Raw genomic sequence first — 17,288 nt, 5'->3', positions numbered from 1 at the left:
GTTGTTGCCGACAAGGGATATGATAGCCAGTCCCTGCGTCATTATTGTTCCAGCAAGGGAGTCCGTCCCATTATTCCTTATCGTCGAATGCGCAGGACTCCCCGCCCGGGACTGCCATATCAATTTGACAAGCTCCGGTATCGCCAACGTAATGCTGTAGAAAGGTTATTTGGCTGGCTGAAGGAAAAACGCCGAATCAACTCTCGCTTTGACAAATTGGCCAGTAGCTTCAATGCCATGGTGACACTGGCCTGCATTGGGCGCTGTATGCGAGCAGACTTTTCAGACAGAACCTAAGCCCCCTACCTACCTGCAACGTATCCGTCTCAGACAATGATTGATCCGTACCCCCACATAGTGCAAATGAAGCATTTATTAGACATGGAAGCTACAATGGACATAGATCACTGGACCCAAGTAGCAACTACCATTTTGGCAGCGTGTGCTTTTGGGCTTTCATTTAGGGTAGCAGTAAAAAATAAGCAAATCCGGCGAGACGAAATTTATCAACGAGTGCTCGAAAAAACTACCCGAGTGCTTATTGCAGGTAGGGTATGCCAACAAACTACTCAGCTAATTAAGGAAAAACTCAGCTCTCGCCCCATACTAGCCGCTAGGCTAGAGCCTAAATTGGACGATATAGCCAGACTTTGCGAGTCAATAACGACATCTGCCGAGAATGCTCATAACGCTATAAACAACTCTCCACGAAATGCGAGTGTGCCAGAATTAATGGAGCTGTCTAGAAAGGCAGAAACTGGTCTGACTCTACTAGAAGGGCTGGGCCAGCATATCAGAGAAAGGTATATGAGCATCATTGAAGATTATGATCGCTCACAGAAAACTACTTCATCCTGATAAGGAAGATGCTTCAGAGATTAGAGAATATAACCCAGTACCATAGAAAAGAGCTTCCGGAGCGGTCACTTAAAAGGGTTACTCTTAGAGTCTTGCCTCCACCAATTCAAAGGCCCTGAACGGCAACGTTCATGGCCTTTTTCTTCATTAAAATCAATTAATTAATGAATTTTCGGATATTTTTCAGGATTGATCATTTATTGATCAGAAAGACATGATTTGGTCAGCATCCAGAGCCGTGCCCTCCAGAAAATAGAACACCGCTCTCATCCTAGCCTCCCTTCCTCCCTGCCCCCTATTAACCCGCTTTTCCTGCACTCTTCACCTTCCCCCTTTCGGGTTCTTTGGCAGCCGCTAACACCATGGCCAGGCCAAGCGTGGCCGCTATTCCTCCTATCAGGAACGAGAAGGAGTAGCCGAAGCCGCCGACCACGAGGCCGATCAGTGGGCCTGTGAGTCCGTATGCCAAATCCTGGAAGGCTGAAAAGCCGCCCATCGCCGTGCCGCGAAGGTGTGCGGGTACACGTTTGACCACTTCGAGGCCCATGGAGGGAAAAATCATTGAGCAGCCTAGTCCGGTAAGAAGCGCGCCCACCAGCGCCAGCCACTGATTACTGGCAGCCCAAAGCACGTACTGCCCAAGGGCTTCAACCATCAGCGATATATAAGCTACCTTGAAGCCGCCGATGCGATCCGGCAAATGCGAGAAGAGAAGCCTGCTGATCACAAACCCTATTCCGAAAACGCTCAGCCCCAGCCCCACATGCTGCCAATGATTGGCGATAAATAGCGGTGCGATAAAGGCGCCGATGGCGGCGAAGCCGATCCCTTGCAACATCACCGCGGTGCCGGGCTTCCAGATCGAGGGCAATACCGCGAAGAGCGAGGGACGTTCACTGTGCGGCACCGGCACGTCCTTGCGAATAAAGCGCGTCAGAATAAACCCAACCACTGGCATCACTGCACTGACCAGCATCACGCCGGCAAACCCGGCCTGCCCGTCAATCCATACACCTAGCGGGGAGCCAACGGCGAAGGCGCCATACAGCGCCATGCCCACCCATCCCAGCACGCGGCCACTGCGTTGAGGGCCAGCCATGGCAAGCCCCCAGGCGACACCTCCCACCATTGCCATGCTTTCACCCACACCAATAATCAGCCGCCCCGCCAGCAGCACACTGTATGCTTGCAGCGACGACAGGCTCGGCACCACGGCCATCAAGCACACCAGGCAACCCGACACATACAGCAGCATGCCCCACCCCAGGGTGTATCGGGCGCCATGCTTGTCGGCAAAAGAGCCAAAATACGGGCGTGTGAAAATCGTGGATAAAAAGGCGATACCTACGCTTAAACCGCCCAGACTATTGCTCAGCCCAAGATGCTGGGTAACAAAGACCGTCAGAATAGGCAGCGGCAGTGCAACGGTCAGATAGGTGAGAAACAGCGTGATAGCGATGCCCATCAAGCGTCGCTTGAAGGTGCGATCATCGGGAAGAGAGGTAGGTGACACGGGGCTTCTCCTTCGTATGGATAAAACCACAGCAGCGGAGGAAGCACGCGTCATAAGCACGACCAGCCCCAGCACAATGCTGTGGAAAGGTGTGCGTTGGATGACGTTAACGCTTACGAATAGCGGCAGTGTACTAAACAAATGGCAGCCGAAGAAAGTGCCGCCATTGTTAAAGTGCCGCTTTCAGACCATTGTCCCGCGTGAAGCGTTTGAGCAATGTATGCCGGGCCTGCAAGCATCATAATCGCCTGGCTGCATGAGAACTTCCGCACCCACAACGTGCATCGCGACTCTCACACTGGATGTTGTTGATATGCCCCACTCACAGACTTATCGCCCTGATCCAGCGTTACTGCTTCAGTGGAATTGCACCTTCCTGAAGCTGGGCATTCACCTCACGGAGGGTCGCCTGAACCTTGTTGAATACGTCCGGCTTGCCGCCCTTTTCAGCATAGTGCTCCTCAATGGCCTGATTGAGCGCTTCTGCTGCATCGCGTGAACGCACCACGATATCGTACAGTTCGTGCAGCGCCTGACTACGCTGCGGCTCCGCTTCTGGAAGCTGGTCAGTGCCACGCTTGCCATAGCTCTGGTCGAACGCCTTCAACGCACCACGCAGACCATTAAGCGGCTGGCTCAATGGGCCACTCAACGCGGCCAGCGCCTTGGGCGACCACATGATCTTCGGTACCAGTTTTTCAGCCTTGCCTGCACCATCAAGCGCCGCCGAGCGATAGCTCACGAAAAACGCATGCTGCGCCTGCTTCCCTTCAAGCGAGTGCTGCTGAGCAAAGGCCGAGAGCGCGGGAAAATCGGTGGGCTGGGAACCATCTGTCATAACAGTCGAGACTTCCATCAAAGGGGTAAAAAGGGCATTTCATCTATGAGAGCGCGTGACGGGCGCTTGACGCACGGCCTAAGAGTACAGCGAGGTATCAAGCAACATCGCCAAAAATGTCACTACAAACGCCCCCGCCAGTATCTTGTTACCTTTGCGCGGTTCCACCAGACCTTCAATCAATACGCCCACAATGAGCAATACATCGACACACAACATGATGATGGTAAAAACACCGGGATGCATAAGGATCTCCTCGTTTCTGAATGCTGAATCGTTGTCTTATTCTTCGCCCTTGCGCCTTGTTTGTCGAATGGAATTCACCCTGTCACGGCGTCATTTATCAACCTAAGCATTTGATTCAGTGACGGGTTATGGGCGCTAAAACAGCGTACCTAAGCAAGCCGACAGAGGGAAAAACACCCACGCGCATGCACATTGGCGTGAATTATTCACGCTCCCTACATTTGACGCCTACACTGTCATGCAGTGGAACTACACTTAATACGGCAACAAAGGCTGGCTTTGGCAGTATACGGCGCTCTTCAACGCTGGTAATCTCCGCCGCTTAAAAATTTCGTGCCCCCTGAAACGGCATGTAATAGCAGCAAGACACTGTCAGAAAGGTCGATGATCGGGAGAGGGCTATGCTCGACCATCCGGGGATAACATGAGGCTTGCCAGCACCATGTACCGCCACGGTTCTCTCGTATACGCATTTTCAAACAGAGTCTAAAGCATCACCTTCCCGACTGTGCCCGCGCTTCTCATAGCGCCCGGGCTTGTTATTCCCACACTGGAAACCGTTTTATGGCCATAGAAGATGCCAACATGCCGTCGAAGGCGGCGGCAGTACACGAGAAGATTCGCCAGAGCGGCGAGAAGGAGCTGGGCCGCGATTTCATGGCGCTATGGTGGTCCGCCGTGGCCGGTGGCATCACCATGAGCACGTCGCTGATTGCGCGTGCGCTGCTGCACACCTACCTGCCCGATAGTGACATGGGCTTTTTAATTGATGCCATGGGCTATACGGTCGGCTTTATTCTGGTCATTACCGCCAACCAGCAGCTTTTTACCGAAAATACCGTAACGCCCGTACTGCCCTTTATGAGCAACCCGTCCCTCAGCGGCCTCGGTCGTCTGCTGCGCATCTGGTTCGCGGTACTCTTTGGCAATCTGGTAGGCGCGGCAGTGGCGGCGGCCATCATCACCTGGCTGCCCATCTTTGAGCCTCCTGTCATTGAGTCGATCAAGGGCATCGGCATGCATATGATGGAGAATACGCCGAGCGAAATGTTTGCCAAGGGGCTACTGGCCGGCTGGCTGATTGCCACCCTGGTCTGGATTCTTAGCAGCCTGAAGAGCGGCCAGATTGTGATGATATTCCTGATCACCTACGTGATTGCACTGGGCAATTTCACCCACATCATCGTCGGTGTCGTGGAAGTGCTGTTTCTGATGATGAACGGTATGGTGGGCTGGTACGATGCCATCTTCGTATTCTTCTTTCCGGTACTGCTGGGCAACATGATTGGCGGTATTTTCATCTTCGCCCTGATTAGCCACGCGCAGGTGCGCAGCGACGGTTAACATCAGGTTTCTCTTCACGCAGTAAAGAGAAGGGCCTGTGGACAACCTAACGTATCCACAGGCCCTTTTTGTGCCTTGCCCAAACTCTACCGCGACTTCTCTAGTGCTTATCGCGCTTCTTGTCACCCAGCACTCGATCGGTCAGATATACCGAAGGAATAGTCGTGGGCATTTGCATTTCACGATGCTTGCGCGTCCAGCGCCAGCCAATGGCCAGCAGTAGCCCAATAAAGGGCAGTGCGCCCACGGTAAAGGTGCCATTGGGATAATCGAAGGCCATCATGACCAGTACGGCAGCCAGGAACAGCAGCGTTAACCAGGAGGTGACCGGCGCACCCGGCATCTTGAAATCGACTCCCGCAACTTCACCCCGTGCAACGGCGCGGCGGAACGCCATTTGGCACACCACGATAAATGCCCAGGTGCTCAGGATGCCGAGTGAAGCGATGTTAAGTACCAGCTCGAATACTGACGAGGGCACAAAATAGTTGAGCACCACGCCAATCGCGTAAATCCCCAGTGTCATCGAGATGCCCACATAAGGAATAGCGCGCGAGTTCATCTTCGCCAATGCCGGCGGCGCTGAACCGCCCTGCGCCAGCGCACGCAAGACACGCCCCGTGGTGTACAGCCCCGAGTTAAGGCTCGACAGCGCTGCGGTCATGACCACGATATTCATTGCCGAACCGATATAGGGCACACCCAGTGCCGAGAAGAAAGTTACGAACGGACTTTCGCCGCTGCTATAGGCCGTCCAGGGCAGCACCAGCACCAGCAGCACCACCGCACCGATGTAGAAGAATGCGATACGCCACACGACACTATTGATTGCACGCGGCAGCACTTCCTTCGGATTCTCTGCTTCCCCTGACGTGATACCCACCATCTCGATAGCGGCAAACGCAAAAATAACGCCTTGCACCAGCACCAGCGCGGGCAAAATGCCGTTAGGGAAGAAGCCGCCATTTTCATTAATCAGGTGCAGGCCAGGCGCGTGCCCCAACACATGGAAGCCGCCGCCAACCACCACCGCAGCCACTATCAGGAAGGAGACAATGGCGACCACCTTTATCATGGCGAACCAGAACTCCATTTCGCCAAACCATTTCACCCCCACCAGGTTCATCGACCCCACCACGATCAGCGCCACCAGTGCCGTTACCCACTGAGGCAGATCCGCGAAGGCGTCCCAGTAGTGCATGTACAGTGCCACGGCAGTGATATCAATGATGCCGGTCATGGCCCAGTTGAGGAAATACATCCAGCCGGCCACGAAAGAGGCGCGTTCGCCTAAAAACTCGCGCGCATACGAGACGAAGCTGCCGCTGCTGGGACGGTGCATCACCAGCTCACCCAGCGCACGCAAGATCAAAAACGAGAAGAGACCGCACACCAGATACACCAGCGCCAGGGAAGGTCCGGCAACCTGTAAGCGACCACCGGTGCCCAAAAACAGGCCAGTCCCGATGGCACCGCCAATGGCGATCATCTGAATTTGTCGGTTACTGAGGGATTTACTGTAGCCAGTCTCGTGGGAATCGAGCCAAGCTCGCTTATCGTCAGCCTTCGTTTGATGAGAAGGGTCTGAGGACATCGCGATTCTCCTTGATGGCAATAGGGTCGTTCAAATCAGTCGTGGCTGCTGAACACTGCGATACAACATCAATGCCAGTGATACCGCCGCATTAATGTCAGCACGCCAACACGGCAACGCCCAGCCGACAACGATCATGAGGAAGGGAATAACATCATTCGATTATGGCGCCACGACCAAGGAGCGGAGATGAAACCACAAAACGCTAAGCAAACGCTAATACTTGTCATCGACCAGCGACCATTTGACCGCTGTTTGCCTCTATTGACGCACTATTAGGCGGCACGCTCAGCCGCCATATTTCTCGTTCAACGCATAAAGCACTGCGGCGGTTTCTGCATCCAGCTCCCCCGAATAATCAGCAGGACGGAAGTGCATCTGAAACGCTCGGATCAGCGCCTTGTATTCATCAGCGGTCGCGACTGACGCGATGCCGTAGCCATAGGCTTGCAGGGCAGCCAGCATCTCGCTCTGCTGCGGTACGCCTTGAGTGGTGAATTGATGCTCGAAACGCGCTTTCGCCTCCTCGTCGTACCAGGCACCGATGCCCGCCGCTGCCAGGCGTTGCCACGGGAACGCCGGCCCCGGATCGGATTTGCGCGTGGGCGCAATATCAGAGTGCGCGACCACATTTTGGGGGGAAACATCAGGGTAGCGCGCCAACAGATTAGCGATGAGCTGAATCAACGCTTCTATCTGCGCCTCTTCATAAGCGGGGAAGGTAAACACGCCGTTATCGTCGCTGGCGAGATTCACCACCTCGATCCCGATCGACGTGTCGTTAAGATTTTCCCGCCCCGCCCAGTAACTCACACCGGCGTGCCAGGCTCGCTCGCTTTCATCCACCAGATTGAACACCTGCATGCCGCTGTGCCCTGACGCCTGGTAACTTTCATCATCAAGACGAGGCACCAGATAGTGCGCGCTGGCCCTACCCGAGAGTGCCTGTACTGAGGCTTCGAAATTGATCGCGGTGTAGTGCAGCACGATGAAGCGCACACGACTGTTGAAGGCGGTACTGCGGTACGCGGTATAGTTGATGGTTAGCGGTTCCATGACACGCTCCTTGGGGAGTAAAGATAGTGGCACTATTAGGCTACTCTTAAGCCGAAAGTACGATCCACTGGTGCGATTTACAGTGCTATACAGGCCGCCAGCGCTCAAACAGCACGACAACGATAACCAACTCCGTTAATAAAAGTGACTCCCTGATGACATCAAAGCACGCGCAGGAACGCTCATTCCTCGGCCACTCACGTGCACTCCTGACCCTCTCCAGCATGGAGTTATGGGAACGTTTCTCGTTTTATGGCACCCAAGGCATTCTGCTGATCTACCTCTATCACTCGATGGCAGAAGGTGGCCTGGGCCTCTCTCAACCCACCGCGCTGGGGCTTCTCGGTGCTTATGGCAGCGCCGTCTATCTCTCGACCATTCTCGGCGCCTGGTTTGCCGATCGCGTATTGGGGAGCGAACGCACCGTCTTCTATTCGGGCATCATCGTGATGCTTGGACATATTTCACTCGCAGTGCTGCCCGGCACCGGCGGTCTGGCAGCGGGGCTGACGCTGGTGGCAGTAGGCAGTGGTGGCGTCAAATCAAGCTGCGGCGCCATTGTAGGCGCGCTTTATCAGCACGATCACGGTCGCCGTGATTCCGCCTTCTCGCTCTTCTACCTTGCCATCAACGTGGGCGGCATGGCAGGGCCTGCAATTACGGGGCTGCTCCAGCAACAGGCGGGCTTTCATTACGCCTTTGGCGCTGCTGCGGTCGGTATGGCCTTTGGCCTTATGGTGTACACGCGCGGACGCCACCGCATCCCCGAGAGTGAGCGACGAGCGCCCTCCCCGCTCTCGGTGCGGGAAAGGCGAGTGTTTAGCCTCTCCGCTCTTGGGGTCGTAGCCATCGTCGCGCTGCTATTGGTCACCGGCACGCTAACCGCTACTCGCCTGGGGCCGTTGCTGTTTACGGTAACCGCCGTGGTCGCCCTGACCTACTTCATCGTGATGCTGCTCTCCAGGAATGTGACCCACACTGAACGACCGCAGGTGATTGTCTTCATCCCCATTTTTCTCGCCAGCTCTGTCTTCTGGGCGCTCTACGTGCAGTCCTTCGGCGTATTCATCGCTTTTTTCGAGCAGCGTGTCGATCGCACCCTGTTCGGCTGGGCCATGCCGGTTAGTTGGTATAACTCGATGGAATCATTGATGGCCATCGTGCTCGCAGGCGCTTTCGCAGCCCTATGGTCACGCCTTGGCAAACACCAGCCGAGCTCAACGGCAAAATTCGTGATCGCGCTGTTTTTGATCGCTATCAGCTTTACGGCCTATTACCCCTTTTTGGGACAGAGTGATCACCAGATGCCCTTGGTCGCGCAGCTCATGCAGCTCTTCATTTTCACCAGCGCCGAGATATTCCTCGCGCCCATCGGAATGTCACTGGCCATTAAACTGGCCCCCCAGGCGTTCAAATCGCAGATGCTGGCGCTTTTCTATCTATCGCTGGCGTTCGGGCTTGCCGGAGGCGGCGTGCTGGGGTCGTACTATAACGAGCAGCAGGAAGTGAGCTGGTTCCTCGGGATGGCGGCATTCGGTGCCCTGGCAGCCATACTGCTGTGGTGCGCTGCGCCGCTGATTCGACGAGTGGCACCGCACGCGTACTGAAGATCTTCAACGCACAAAAACGCGGGCCAGAGAGATCACTCCCTGGCCCGCGTTTTATTAAGATCTACCGCGATTATCAGGCTTGACCAAACACCTTGGTCAGATGCGCCTGATACTCCGCTTTGAAGCGCTCGACTTCCGGCACCTTCATCACATCCGTCGCCAGGAAGGTCGGCAGCGCCTTAAGCCCTACAAACTGCTGCGACTTGTGGAAGGGCAAATACACTTCATCAATGCCACGACCATCGAAGAAATTTCCCGGCTCATCGAAGGCTTCAAGCGGGGCATTCCAGGTCAGCGAGGCCATGTAGCGGCGGCCCTGCATCAGCCCACCACTGCCATACTGCTTGCTCGGATCACTGCGGGTACGGCCATCATTGGCATAGATACGCCCCGCCCCTTCAGTGAACACTTCATCAATATAGCGTTTGACCGTCCACGGCAGGCCCATCCACCAGCCGGCCATCTGATAGACAATCACTTCGGCGCCGAGCTGCTTTTCCACTTCTTCGGCAATGTCATAGCCGTTCTCGATAACGGTCTCTTCAACCTCGTGCCCCAGCGATGTCAGCGTAGAGCGAGCAACGTCGTGCAAGGTGTGATTCAAACGTCCACCCGAGTGGGCAAATGCCTGCCCACCATCAATCAACAGCACTTTCATACGGAATTTTCCTTGATAAAACAGCTCAGTAGCATCACTGCATCTGACAGTGCTACATGGATGAAGACCAAGATGGGGGCGGATGGTTATTTTCAAAGCCACTAATTGCAGCGATTGCCAATGACTATGAGTCTTCCTCATTTGCATGGCTGGCAACTGAAGTGGCAGTACTCTACCCTGACAAAAATTTCTTGTTTGTTGAGGTACTGCATGACAACCCTGTTTGATCCACTAAAGCTCGGAGCGCTTGAACTTCCCAATCGCATCGTCATGGCACCACTGACGCGCTCGCGTGCTAACGATGACCGTGTGCCCAGTGCCCTGATGGAAGAGTATTATCGCCAGCGTGCTAGTGCAGGTCTGATCCTGAGCGAGGCAACCTCAGTAACGCCGATGGGCGTAGGTTATGCCAATACTCCCGGTATCTGGTCAGATGAGCAGGTCGCCGCGTGGAAGCGAATTACCGATAGCGTGCACGCGGCTGGCGGGCGCATCGTAATGCAGCTATGGCATGTGGGCCGTGTTTCGCACTCCAGTTTCCTGAATGGTGAAACGCCTGTCGCCCCGAGCGCTATCGCTGCCCCCGGGCACGTGCGTCGGGTACGCCCTGAGACGCCACACCCTACCCCACGTGCGCTCGCGCTGGATGAGCTGCCAGGTGTTATTGCCGACTATCGCAAGGGCGCTGAAAATGCCAAACGCGCTGGTTTCGACGGCGTGGAAGTCCACGGGGCCAACGGGTATTTGCTCGACCAGTTCCTGCAATCTTCGGCCAATCAGCGCGATGACCGCTACGGCGGCTCCGTGGAGAACCGTGCTCGTCTGCTGCTGGAAGTCACCGACGCCTGTATCGAGGTGTGGGGCGCAGACCGTGTTGGCGTGCATCTGGCACCGCGCGGCGATCTCAACACGATTGAGGATGACACGCCTGAGCAGACCTTCGGCTATGTGGCTGAGCAGTTGGATAAGCGCCAGATCGCCTTTATTTTTACGCGTGAATTTGTCGGCAAAGACAGCGTCACCCCGTTAATCAGGCAAAAATTTAACGGCCCTCTGATTGCCAACGAACAGTTGGATCGCGAGAACGCCGAAGCCCTGCTGGAGCGTGGCGAAGCTGACGCTGTATCCTTCGGTGAGCTGTTTATCGCCAACCCCGATCTGGTTGAACGACTCCACCACCACGGCCCCTACAATACTCCTGATACCGGTACTTTCTACGACGGTGGTAGCAAAGGCTACACCGACTACCCTACCCTGGACGCCTGACACTACCCGCCGGATCACAAACACCACGCCCCGCTCTTTCAAGCGTTGGGCGTAGGTGAGGATGCGACATATTCATTACGCATGAAGTCTGCTACATGGCTCCTGCACTCAGCGCGAGCAGGGGCTTTTTGCCGCTCTCCCCTGACTGATACGCAGCAAGTGCGGCGCGCCACTGTTGCAATGGATAGGCTTCACTATCATTCAGGTAACTGCGCTGAAGCTTCGGCCACAGTTCAATGAACATGGCCTGCCAGTCTGCTACTGACATATGGCGCAGGTAGTCGCGAATCAGAAACCAGTGGATGTCAGGATTAGAGCGCCGCATGTTGAACGCCTTTCCTGAAAGCAGGCCGTAGGAAATAAAGCGGCTTCCTGACCTCATATTGTCCAGCATGAAGTCTGCCAGCGTGCCGCCAACCGCGTCATATACGATATCAGCCGCGCCAGCCCAGCGCTGAATGGCCTGGGTATCGCGGTGATGGATGGCAGTAATTCCCAGTGTTTCGAGCACCTGAGCGCTCGCTGGTGAGCGGTATATGCCAGCGACCTGATGAGCGCCGGCAGCGCGTGCCCATTGCGCGAGGAGCAGCGCACAATCCGATCCTGCTGCCGTAATGAGTACCGTTTTTCCGCGCGGAGGAAAATGCGCCACCATCAGTGAAGCGGCCACGGGATTGATATAAGCGCGTGCGGCCAGCGGCATCTCAATCGCTTCCGGCACCACAATAGCCAGCTCGGCGGGGCAATCCACATAGTGCTGCCATACCCCTTCCGAACGTAACGGCAGCACACGTTTCCCCAGCAGCCAGCGGCTCTCTCCTTCCGCCTCGACCACGATACCAACGCCTTCATATCCGGCAATCGCAGGCAGTGAAATGCGGTGCCGGTAAGCGCCGGTGACGGGGATCAAATCGGAGGCATTAACGGGGGCGAGCTGCATTCTGACGCGAATATGTCCCGGTGCGATAGAAGGCGTGGGGAGCGTGACCAGTTCCAGCACCTTCGCGGGCGCACCAAACCGGCAATAGCGCAGTGACAGATTATTCACGCTGTTCCCACATCATAGAGAAGGTAGAGCTTCGCGAAGCAAGAAGCCGAGGCTCTTGTTGAATATTGTTGAAGCCAGAGGGGGAATGTCGGCGTACAGCTCAAACGGCACCGCCCTTTGCAAACGTTCCCCCAACTTGCAAGAAGTGGGAGAACGTATCAGGAATAGTGAAGACCTTGCGGGGCTAGCTTACAGCCATGGCTTACTGGGCTTGCAGCTCATAGCTGCGCGAGTCGCCTTCTTTCTTGTAGAGCGCCAGAGAATCATCCAGTAGACGCAGCGTATTTCCTTTCAGCTCAAGAAAGAGCTGGTGCGGATTATCCTGGGTGCCGATCTGGTAGACCACAGCGTCCTGATCGTCGGCGGTGCCTGACGTTTTGGTCCATTGCCCTACCGAGGATTCAACGTTGGTGGTGTTGCCATCCTTGAGATGCTTCTCGCTTAGGGTATAGCCGCTGGGCTGATTATCATGGGTGGTGCGCAGTGTCAGTGTCGCGTCAATGGCATCGCAGTCATCGCACGGCAACTGCCCGCTATAGACCGTGGAGGCGACATTTTCATCGCTTTGTGATGAGTTGCCGTCCAGATGGGAATTATCCACCGAAGGCGTCGGCTGGGCCTCGTTCTGCGTGTCGTCATCGTTGCCGTTACAGCCTGCCAGCGTAATCAGTGACGTGCTGATGGCAACCGTGCCGATCAGCCGCGCAAGTGTTCCTGCTACCATGTTATGTCCCTTGCAAAAGCGTGGTTATCGTTCAATGGTGCCATCATAATAAGGTTCGTTCACCCACGCCATTATCAGCGCTTATTTACGCATCCGACCACGTTAACGAAGCGATTCACGCTGCCGTTGATTATCCCTGCGCCAGATAACGCCTTTATGCGCGCCGCCTGATAAGCAGCCGGCCTTGCTAGTTCGGGCTGGTAATCACATTCACTCTGGTGACACCCGCCTTTTGAATGGTCGCCATGGCCTTGGCAATCGGGCCATATTCGGTGGTTTCATCAGCTCGTAACTGAATGCCGGTGCGCTCATTCGCTTCGTGAGCGGACGCTACGCGCTGCTGCAATGCGTCAAGACTCAGCGCTTCCTGATCAATGTAGTACTTGCCCTCTTTATCAATACTCACAATGACGGGATCGGGCTGATCGGCGGGCGCCACCGCATCTGTTTTAGGCAGGTTCAACGGAATCGCCTTGGTTAAAAGCGGCGCCGTCACGATAAAGATCACCAACAGCACCAGCATCACGTCAACCAGAGGAGTAACGTTCATTTCGCTGAGAACGTCGTCGTCATCTGAGTTATCTGAAAATGCCATCACCTACTCCTGAATTCCTGAAAGGGGCCAACCACGCCGCCCCGGCAGCCTTCATCAGACGAGAGAAGTGCATCGCCTGAGCGGGCTTTTGTCGCTTGGAACCTGTTCAACGTCTGCTGCGCGGCGGTTCTACTGCGTTAACAACAGGCTCGGACTGCTCATTTACAGCACATAAACGCCGCGTTCTCGCCTGTTTTTGCCTTGCATAGCGCAAGCTCGCGAGACATTGAACAGCTTCTTAGGAGCCTACTCTGGTTTCAATGCCGGGCGTGGGTTCGCTCATTTCAGGTGCCGCGTGCCCGGTAGATTGAAAACCGCTCTGCTGCGCCAGGCAGTAATAGTCCTCTGCGAACAGCTCAAGATCGCTCGCCGCCAGCTTCAATTTGCGAATAAAGAAGTTATAGATCAGCACCGCCGGTACTGCCGCGAAGATACCGACGCCCGTCGCGATCAGGGCGTGCCCGATAGGGCCAGCCACGCTGCCAAGATCCGCCTGCCCCGTTGCGCCAATGCGCACCAGTGCTTCCATAATGCCCCATACTGTACCGAACAGGCCGATAAAAGGTGCGGTACTCCCGATACTTGCCAGGATAGCCAAACCGCTCTCCAGCGAGCGACGTTCACGCTGGATTTGGCGTTTAAGGCTGCGCTCCAGCCGGTCGGAGCGATTGATCTTGTCGCCCAGATTACGGTAGCGCTCCGGAATATCCGTGCCTTGAACCACCTCGTTGCCGGTACGCGCCAAATGCGCCATCGGCGCACTGCTTGAAGCAGCAATTTCAGCACTTTCACTCAAATCACTCGATTTCCAGAATTCACGGCTGAAATGCTTGTTGCTGGACTTGAAACGACTGAGCTGAGTGCCCTTGATCAACAGCATCGCCCAGCTCACCACCGAGAAGGCGATCAGTACCCACAGCACGCCCGGTACTACGGCATGGCTGAAGGGGCTGTGCAGCAAACTGTCTCCCACCATGGGAGGCAGCGCTGGCTGTTCGGTGTGCGCCGCACCCTGTTGCCCCCCGCCGTGAGCGGCTGCCTGCTGAGTTCCGCCATCTCCATAGGAGGCTGCGCCTGAATTCCAACCATTGTTGACGTTATCGTTGTCGGCCATATTGACTCCCTATGCGTCGCTACTGGCGACGCCTCGAAGAACTCTGTTATCAACGCCACCCATGCGGCGGCGTGCGATGTCGTGATGTTTATTGCGGTAACTGGAAAGCGATACTTTGCGACGCCCAGCCTGAAATCGGTGTATCGCCCCGACGCGCCGGTTTGAACTTCCAGTTCCTGACGGCGTTGACCGCCGCATTATCAAGCAGGCTGGAGCCGCTGGAGCGGGTTATCTGCACCTGCCCTGCCCGCCCCTGTGGAGTGACCAGAATCCTCAGCCCCACGGTGCCCTCAATACGGCGTTGCAATGCCTGCCGGGGGTATTGCGGCGGCGGATTACCCAGTGAGCGCATACCTGACGTAGCGGGCGTTAGCTTGTCGGAGCGACCATCGGCGTTCGACCTGCCGGTCGCCGCTGGTGATGCCGTGCTGGAAGACGTTGAGGGCTGAGTCGAAGGCGTCGGCGCAGGTTTAGGGGCCGGCGCCGGTTTGGGCGCAGGCTTGGGAGGCTCTGGCTTAGGCGTCGGCCTGGGCTTGGGTACAGGCATTGGCTTCGGTACAGGTGCTGGCGTGGATTCGACTTTCTTCGGCGGTGGTTTGACCGAATTCTCGTCGATCACCGGTACTTCCACCTCTGGCTCAGGCTCGGGGGGCGGTGTTAGATCAACTTCTACGGAAGGCGGTGGCGGTACTGCCTGCGAGGTGGTGAGTTCAACGGGGGGCTGCTTTGGCCCCTTCATCAGAAACCAAATGATCGCCACATGCACCAACAGTGACACGATGACCAGCACCACGACTTCCGTGGCTGAAATTGTTCGTTTCCCTGCACGCCCTACCGACATCCTGCACACATCCTTTTTCTTTATCCTTGTGTGCTTTCGAACTTTTCTTGCCCAAAAAGCAGGCACAACCTCCCGGCGAAACAGGGTGAGCGCTGCCACAACGTAGCGCCCGACACGAGCTTCAGTGTGAACCCGCGAGCATCGACCAGGTATTGAAAGCGTTCCTAATGAGGGCGTGGAGCAGATGGCTCTTTCACTTATTTCTATCATCCCTTCAGCCAGATCATAGGCAAGGGGGATATCGAGGTCAACGCATGGCCTGCCTTGTCTTCACATCGACGCGACGCTCCCCGACAACCGCAGCCAGACCCGCTGGGCGCAGCATCTCAGCGACCTGCTGAGAAACATGAGGCGATCATTAGCCAAGAGCCATTCGCCAAAGACAGTTCGCCAAGAGCAATTCTCCAAAGACAAAAAGACCTTCACGCTGCATGGCGCCACCCTGTAATCCCACTGAAGAATGCCCCAAAGACCTCGCCCAAAGTTCCCCAGACGCGAAAACTTAATCAAATGTTAACCAATAAGTAACATTTTTCCTCAACACTGGCGCCGCAGATGAGGTTGATACCGCCCTCTCTCCCGAACTTCAAAGAAAATTTGCTTGCCGCCGGTGCTTCGGTCACGAAACCGCCGGCCGAGGGATCATAATGAAATTGATGAAGGCTTTTACCGGATGCGCGTTCCTGGGGCTATGCTATGCCAGCGCTGCTCATGCCGAAATTACGCTGCTACAGCGCGGCAACGATACGCCTTACCTTAGTAACCTGAATCTGGAAGTAGGCGGCAGCGTTCGTGGTGCCTATAGCAACGAGATGGGCGGTCAGGACGATGGTTCACGCAACCACCGCGGCGTTGACGATGGAACACGTTTCCGCTTCCGTGCCGATTACTACCTCAATGACGATTGGCGCTTGCTGGCCTACTACGAGGTGGGCACCGATGTCGCCCACTGGTTCGGTGATAACCGCCACGTAAACGGTAAAGGCACCGACCGCCGCCAGCTATATGCCGGTGTCGCCAGCAAGACCTACGGGCAGCTGACCTACGGCAAGCAGGAAGGCGTTTACTACCAAACCATCAGTAAACCCCTCGACAAGTGGGTGCAGGATAAAAAGGGTCAGCCAGCAGGTTTCGGCTTCAACTCCAACTATGACAACGGCGAGCGTAGTGACGGCCTGATCAACTACGTCAATACGTTTGGTGACTTCAAGCTGCTGGCTGAAGTGATGATCCCGACCCGCGATGTATGGAAAGGCAGCTACATCTACCGTCGCGGTGGCGGCGCAGGCCTGGCGGGGCAGTACAGTGTTACTGATGACCTGACCCTCGGCGCGGCCTATACCTATCAGGACGTCAAGGTTCACCGCAACGGCGAATCCAATCAGCATGACTTCGACCAGCACATGGTCGGCGCCTCCGTTGACTGGACACCGGGGCAGTGGTATCTCGCGGCATCTGCCGGTTACTACAAGGATTACGTGCCCAATAACGTAGATCCTGACATCAATCCTTCCAACTACTTCGTGGGCAATGCACGCAGCTGGGAAGGTTTCGTGGGCTACACCTTCGATCTGCCTACTGACTGGGCCAAATCCATTCAGCCTTACGCGGCCCACAGCTCGACGCGCTGGCGCGACTTCGACCAGACCTACAACTATATTGGTGTCGTGACACGCTTCCCGTACCAGTTCAGTCTGTGGATCGAACGCCAGTTCGCCAACACCTCAGACAACCAGGCTGATGTAAACAAAATCCGCCTTCGTTACGATTTCTGATCGTCTCGAAACGCTCAAAAGCCGCCTCCAGGGGCGGCTTTTGGGTGTGATGGCCCGCGAATACGAGCAGCCATTCTGCTCCTTCTCTCCCCTCGTCAAAGCCTTCTCTATCAAAGTCTTCTCTATCTCCGACTCTTTTTACTCTGCATCAAAATGCGGCATGAAGAGCTGACTGCCAGAGCAAAGCGGAGAGCATCTTCAATGTCGA

General features: G+C 55.7%; 17 protein-coding genes. 6 read left to right on the top strand and 11 right to left on the bottom strand.

All coding sequences use genetic code 11. The features are described 5' to 3' along the window. Positions 1-297: transposase (locus L881_RS13500; protein ID WP_156926458.1), on the top strand; the 297-nt coding region annotated here is incomplete at its 5' end. Between the two features lie 859 nt (positions 298-1,156). On the opposite strand, the gene L881_RS0100565 is transcribed toward L881_RS13500, so the two are convergent. The 3 genes from L881_RS0100565 to L881_RS13675 all read right to left on the bottom strand — a co-directional run bounded on the left by L881_RS0100565 (position 1,157) and on the right by L881_RS13675 (position 3,455). Further along, positions 1,157-2,371 carry an arabinose transporter gene (locus tag L881_RS0100565; RefSeq protein WP_025731786.1) on the bottom strand — a complete coding sequence of 405 codons (1,215 nt, stop codon included), beginning with the start codon at positions 2,369-2,371 and terminating at the stop codon, positions 1,157-1,159. 349 nt (positions 2,372-2,720) lie between these two features. Beyond that, on the bottom strand, positions 2,721-3,209 hold the full coding sequence (locus tag L881_RS0100560) for a hypothetical protein (RefSeq protein WP_025731785.1): 489 nt from the start codon (positions 3,207-3,209) through the stop codon (positions 2,721-2,723). Between the two features lie 78 nt (positions 3,210-3,287). Next, positions 3,288-3,455, bottom strand: coding sequence for a hypothetical protein (locus L881_RS13675; protein ID WP_156926457.1), 168 nt, complete (start codon positions 3,453-3,455; stop codon positions 3,288-3,290). A 564-nt stretch (positions 3,456-4,019) separates the two neighbouring features. Between L881_RS13675 and L881_RS12560 the strand changes: the two genes are divergently transcribed. Further along, the gene (locus L881_RS12560) at positions 4,020-4,799 is read left to right on the top strand and encodes a formate/nitrite transporter family protein (protein WP_051464750.1); all 780 of its coding nucleotides are present in this window, start codon (positions 4,020-4,022) and stop codon (positions 4,797-4,799) included. 100 nt (positions 4,800-4,899) lie between these two features. On the opposite strand, the gene ansP is transcribed toward L881_RS12560, so the two are convergent. Then, the gene (ansP, locus tag L881_RS0100545; RefSeq protein ID WP_025731784.1) at positions 4,900-6,393 is read right to left on the bottom strand and encodes an L-asparagine permease; all 1,494 of its coding nucleotides are present in this window, start codon (positions 6,391-6,393) and stop codon (positions 4,900-4,902) included. A gap of 288 nt (positions 6,394-6,681) precedes the next feature. Beyond that, positions 6,682-7,449, bottom strand: a complete 768-nt coding sequence (locus L881_RS0100540; RefSeq protein ID WP_025731783.1) for an N-acetylmuramoyl-L-alanine amidase — start codon at positions 7,447-7,449, stop codon at positions 6,682-6,684. 155 nt (positions 7,450-7,604) lie between these two features. Here L881_RS0100540 and L881_RS0100535 point away from each other — a divergent pair, with 155 nt between their 5' ends. Then, on the top strand, positions 7,605-9,056 hold the full coding sequence (locus tag L881_RS0100535) for a peptide MFS transporter (protein WP_051464749.1): 1,452 nt from the start codon (positions 7,605-7,607) through the stop codon (positions 9,054-9,056). A 76-nt stretch (positions 9,057-9,132) separates the two neighbouring features. On the opposite strand, the gene L881_RS0100530 is transcribed toward L881_RS0100535, so the two are convergent. Further along, on the bottom strand, positions 9,133-9,717 hold the full coding sequence (locus L881_RS0100530; protein ID WP_025731781.1) for an NAD(P)H-dependent oxidoreductase: 585 nt from the start codon (positions 9,715-9,717) through the stop codon (positions 9,133-9,135). Between the two features lie 56 nt (positions 9,718-9,773). Here L881_RS0100530 and L881_RS13670 point away from each other — a divergent pair, with 56 nt between their 5' ends. After that, complete coding sequence (locus L881_RS13670) at positions 9,774-9,944, top strand: hypothetical protein (RefSeq protein ID WP_156926456.1); 171 nt, start codon at positions 9,774-9,776, stop codon at positions 9,942-9,944. Continuing rightward, positions 9,928-10,983, top strand: a complete 1,056-nt coding sequence (locus L881_RS0100520; RefSeq protein WP_025731780.1) for an alkene reductase — start codon at positions 9,928-9,930, stop codon at positions 10,981-10,983. The genes L881_RS13670 and L881_RS0100520 overlap by 17 nt, the downstream gene beginning before the upstream one ends. A gap of 91 nt (positions 10,984-11,074) precedes the next feature. On the opposite strand, the gene L881_RS0100515 is transcribed toward L881_RS0100520, so the two are convergent. The 5 genes from L881_RS0100515 to L881_RS0100495 form a co-directional block, all read right to left on the bottom strand. After that, entirely contained in the window at positions 11,075-12,031 is a 957-nt protein-coding gene (locus L881_RS0100515) for a zinc-dependent alcohol dehydrogenase family protein (protein WP_025731779.1), read from the bottom strand. A gap of 202 nt (positions 12,032-12,233) precedes the next feature. Further along, entirely contained in the window at positions 12,234-12,755 is a 522-nt protein-coding gene (locus L881_RS0100510) for a copper resistance protein NlpE N-terminal domain-containing protein (protein ID WP_025731778.1), read from the bottom strand. A 187-nt stretch (positions 12,756-12,942) separates the two neighbouring features. Next, on the bottom strand, positions 12,943-13,350 hold the full coding sequence (locus L881_RS0100505) for an ExbD/TolR family protein (RefSeq protein ID WP_025731777.1): 408 nt from the start codon (positions 13,348-13,350) through the stop codon (positions 12,943-12,945). A 238-nt stretch (positions 13,351-13,588) separates the two neighbouring features. Further along, positions 13,589-14,464, bottom strand: coding sequence for a MotA/TolQ/ExbB proton channel family protein (locus tag L881_RS0100500; RefSeq protein WP_211238867.1), 876 nt, complete (start codon positions 14,462-14,464; stop codon positions 13,589-13,591). Positions 14,465-14,552: 88 nt separating this feature from the next. After that, entirely contained in the window at positions 14,553-15,305 is a 753-nt protein-coding gene (locus L881_RS0100495) for an energy transducer TonB (protein ID WP_025731775.1), read from the bottom strand. A 647-nt stretch (positions 15,306-15,952) separates the two neighbouring features. Between L881_RS0100495 and L881_RS0100490 the strand changes: the two genes are divergently transcribed. After that, on the top strand, positions 15,953-17,080 hold the full coding sequence (locus L881_RS0100490; protein WP_025731774.1) for a porin: 1,128 nt from the start codon (positions 15,953-15,955) through the stop codon (positions 17,078-17,080). The last annotated feature ends 208 nt before the right edge of the window (positions 17,081-17,288 follow it).

Origin of the sequence: Carnimonas nigrificans ATCC BAA-78 (assembly GCF_000526695.1) — a bacterium.
Taxonomy (GTDB): Bacteria; Pseudomonadota; Gammaproteobacteria; order Pseudomonadales; family Halomonadaceae; genus Carnimonas; species Carnimonas nigrificans.
Note: the sequence above shows the minus strand (reverse complement) of the source record. Positions and strands in the feature narration are given on the sequence as shown.

Bases quoted from the DNA above. Each gene is read 5' to 3' on its own strand.
- L881_RS0100560 (WP_025731785.1), bottom strand. From the start codon at position 3,209: ATGACAGATGGTTCCCAGCCCACCGATTTTCCCGCGCTCTCGGCCTTT.
- L881_RS13675 (WP_156926457.1), bottom strand. From the start codon at position 3,455: ATGCATCCCGGTGTTTTTACCATCATCATGTTGTGTGTCGATGTATTG.
- L881_RS12560 (WP_051464750.1), top strand. From the start codon at position 4,020: ATGGCCATAGAAGATGCCAACATGCCGTCGAAGGCGGCGGCAGTACAC.
- ansP (WP_025731784.1), bottom strand. From the start codon at position 6,393: ATGTCCTCAGACCCTTCTCATCAAACGAAGGCTGACGATAAGCGAGCT.
- L881_RS0100540 (WP_025731783.1), bottom strand. From the start codon at position 7,449: ATGGAACCGCTAACCATCAACTATACCGCGTACCGCAGTACCGCCTTC.
- L881_RS0100535 (WP_051464749.1), top strand. From the start codon at position 7,605: ATGACATCAAAGCACGCGCAGGAACGCTCATTCCTCGGCCACTCACGT.
- L881_RS0100530 (WP_025731781.1), bottom strand. From the start codon at position 9,717: ATGAAAGTGCTGTTGATTGATGGTGGGCAGGCATTTGCCCACTCGGGT.
- L881_RS13670 (WP_156926456.1), top strand. From the start codon at position 9,774: ATGGATGAAGACCAAGATGGGGGCGGATGGTTATTTTCAAAGCCACTA.
- L881_RS0100520 (WP_025731780.1), top strand. From the start codon at position 9,928: ATGACAACCCTGTTTGATCCACTAAAGCTCGGAGCGCTTGAACTTCCC.
- L881_RS0100510 (WP_025731778.1), bottom strand. From the start codon at position 12,755: ATGGTAGCAGGAACACTTGCGCGGCTGATCGGCACGGTTGCCATCAGC.
- L881_RS0100505 (WP_025731777.1), bottom strand. From the start codon at position 13,350: ATGGCATTTTCAGATAACTCAGATGACGACGACGTTCTCAGCGAAATG.
- L881_RS0100500 (WP_211238867.1), bottom strand. From the start codon at position 14,464: ATGGCCGACAACGATAACGTCAACAATGGTTGGAATTCAGGCGCAGCC.
- L881_RS0100495 (WP_025731775.1), bottom strand. From the start codon at position 15,305: ATGTCGGTAGGGCGTGCAGGGAAACGAACAATTTCAGCCACGGAAGTC.
- L881_RS0100490 (WP_025731774.1), top strand. From the start codon at position 15,953: ATGAAATTGATGAAGGCTTTTACCGGATGCGCGTTCCTGGGGCTATGC.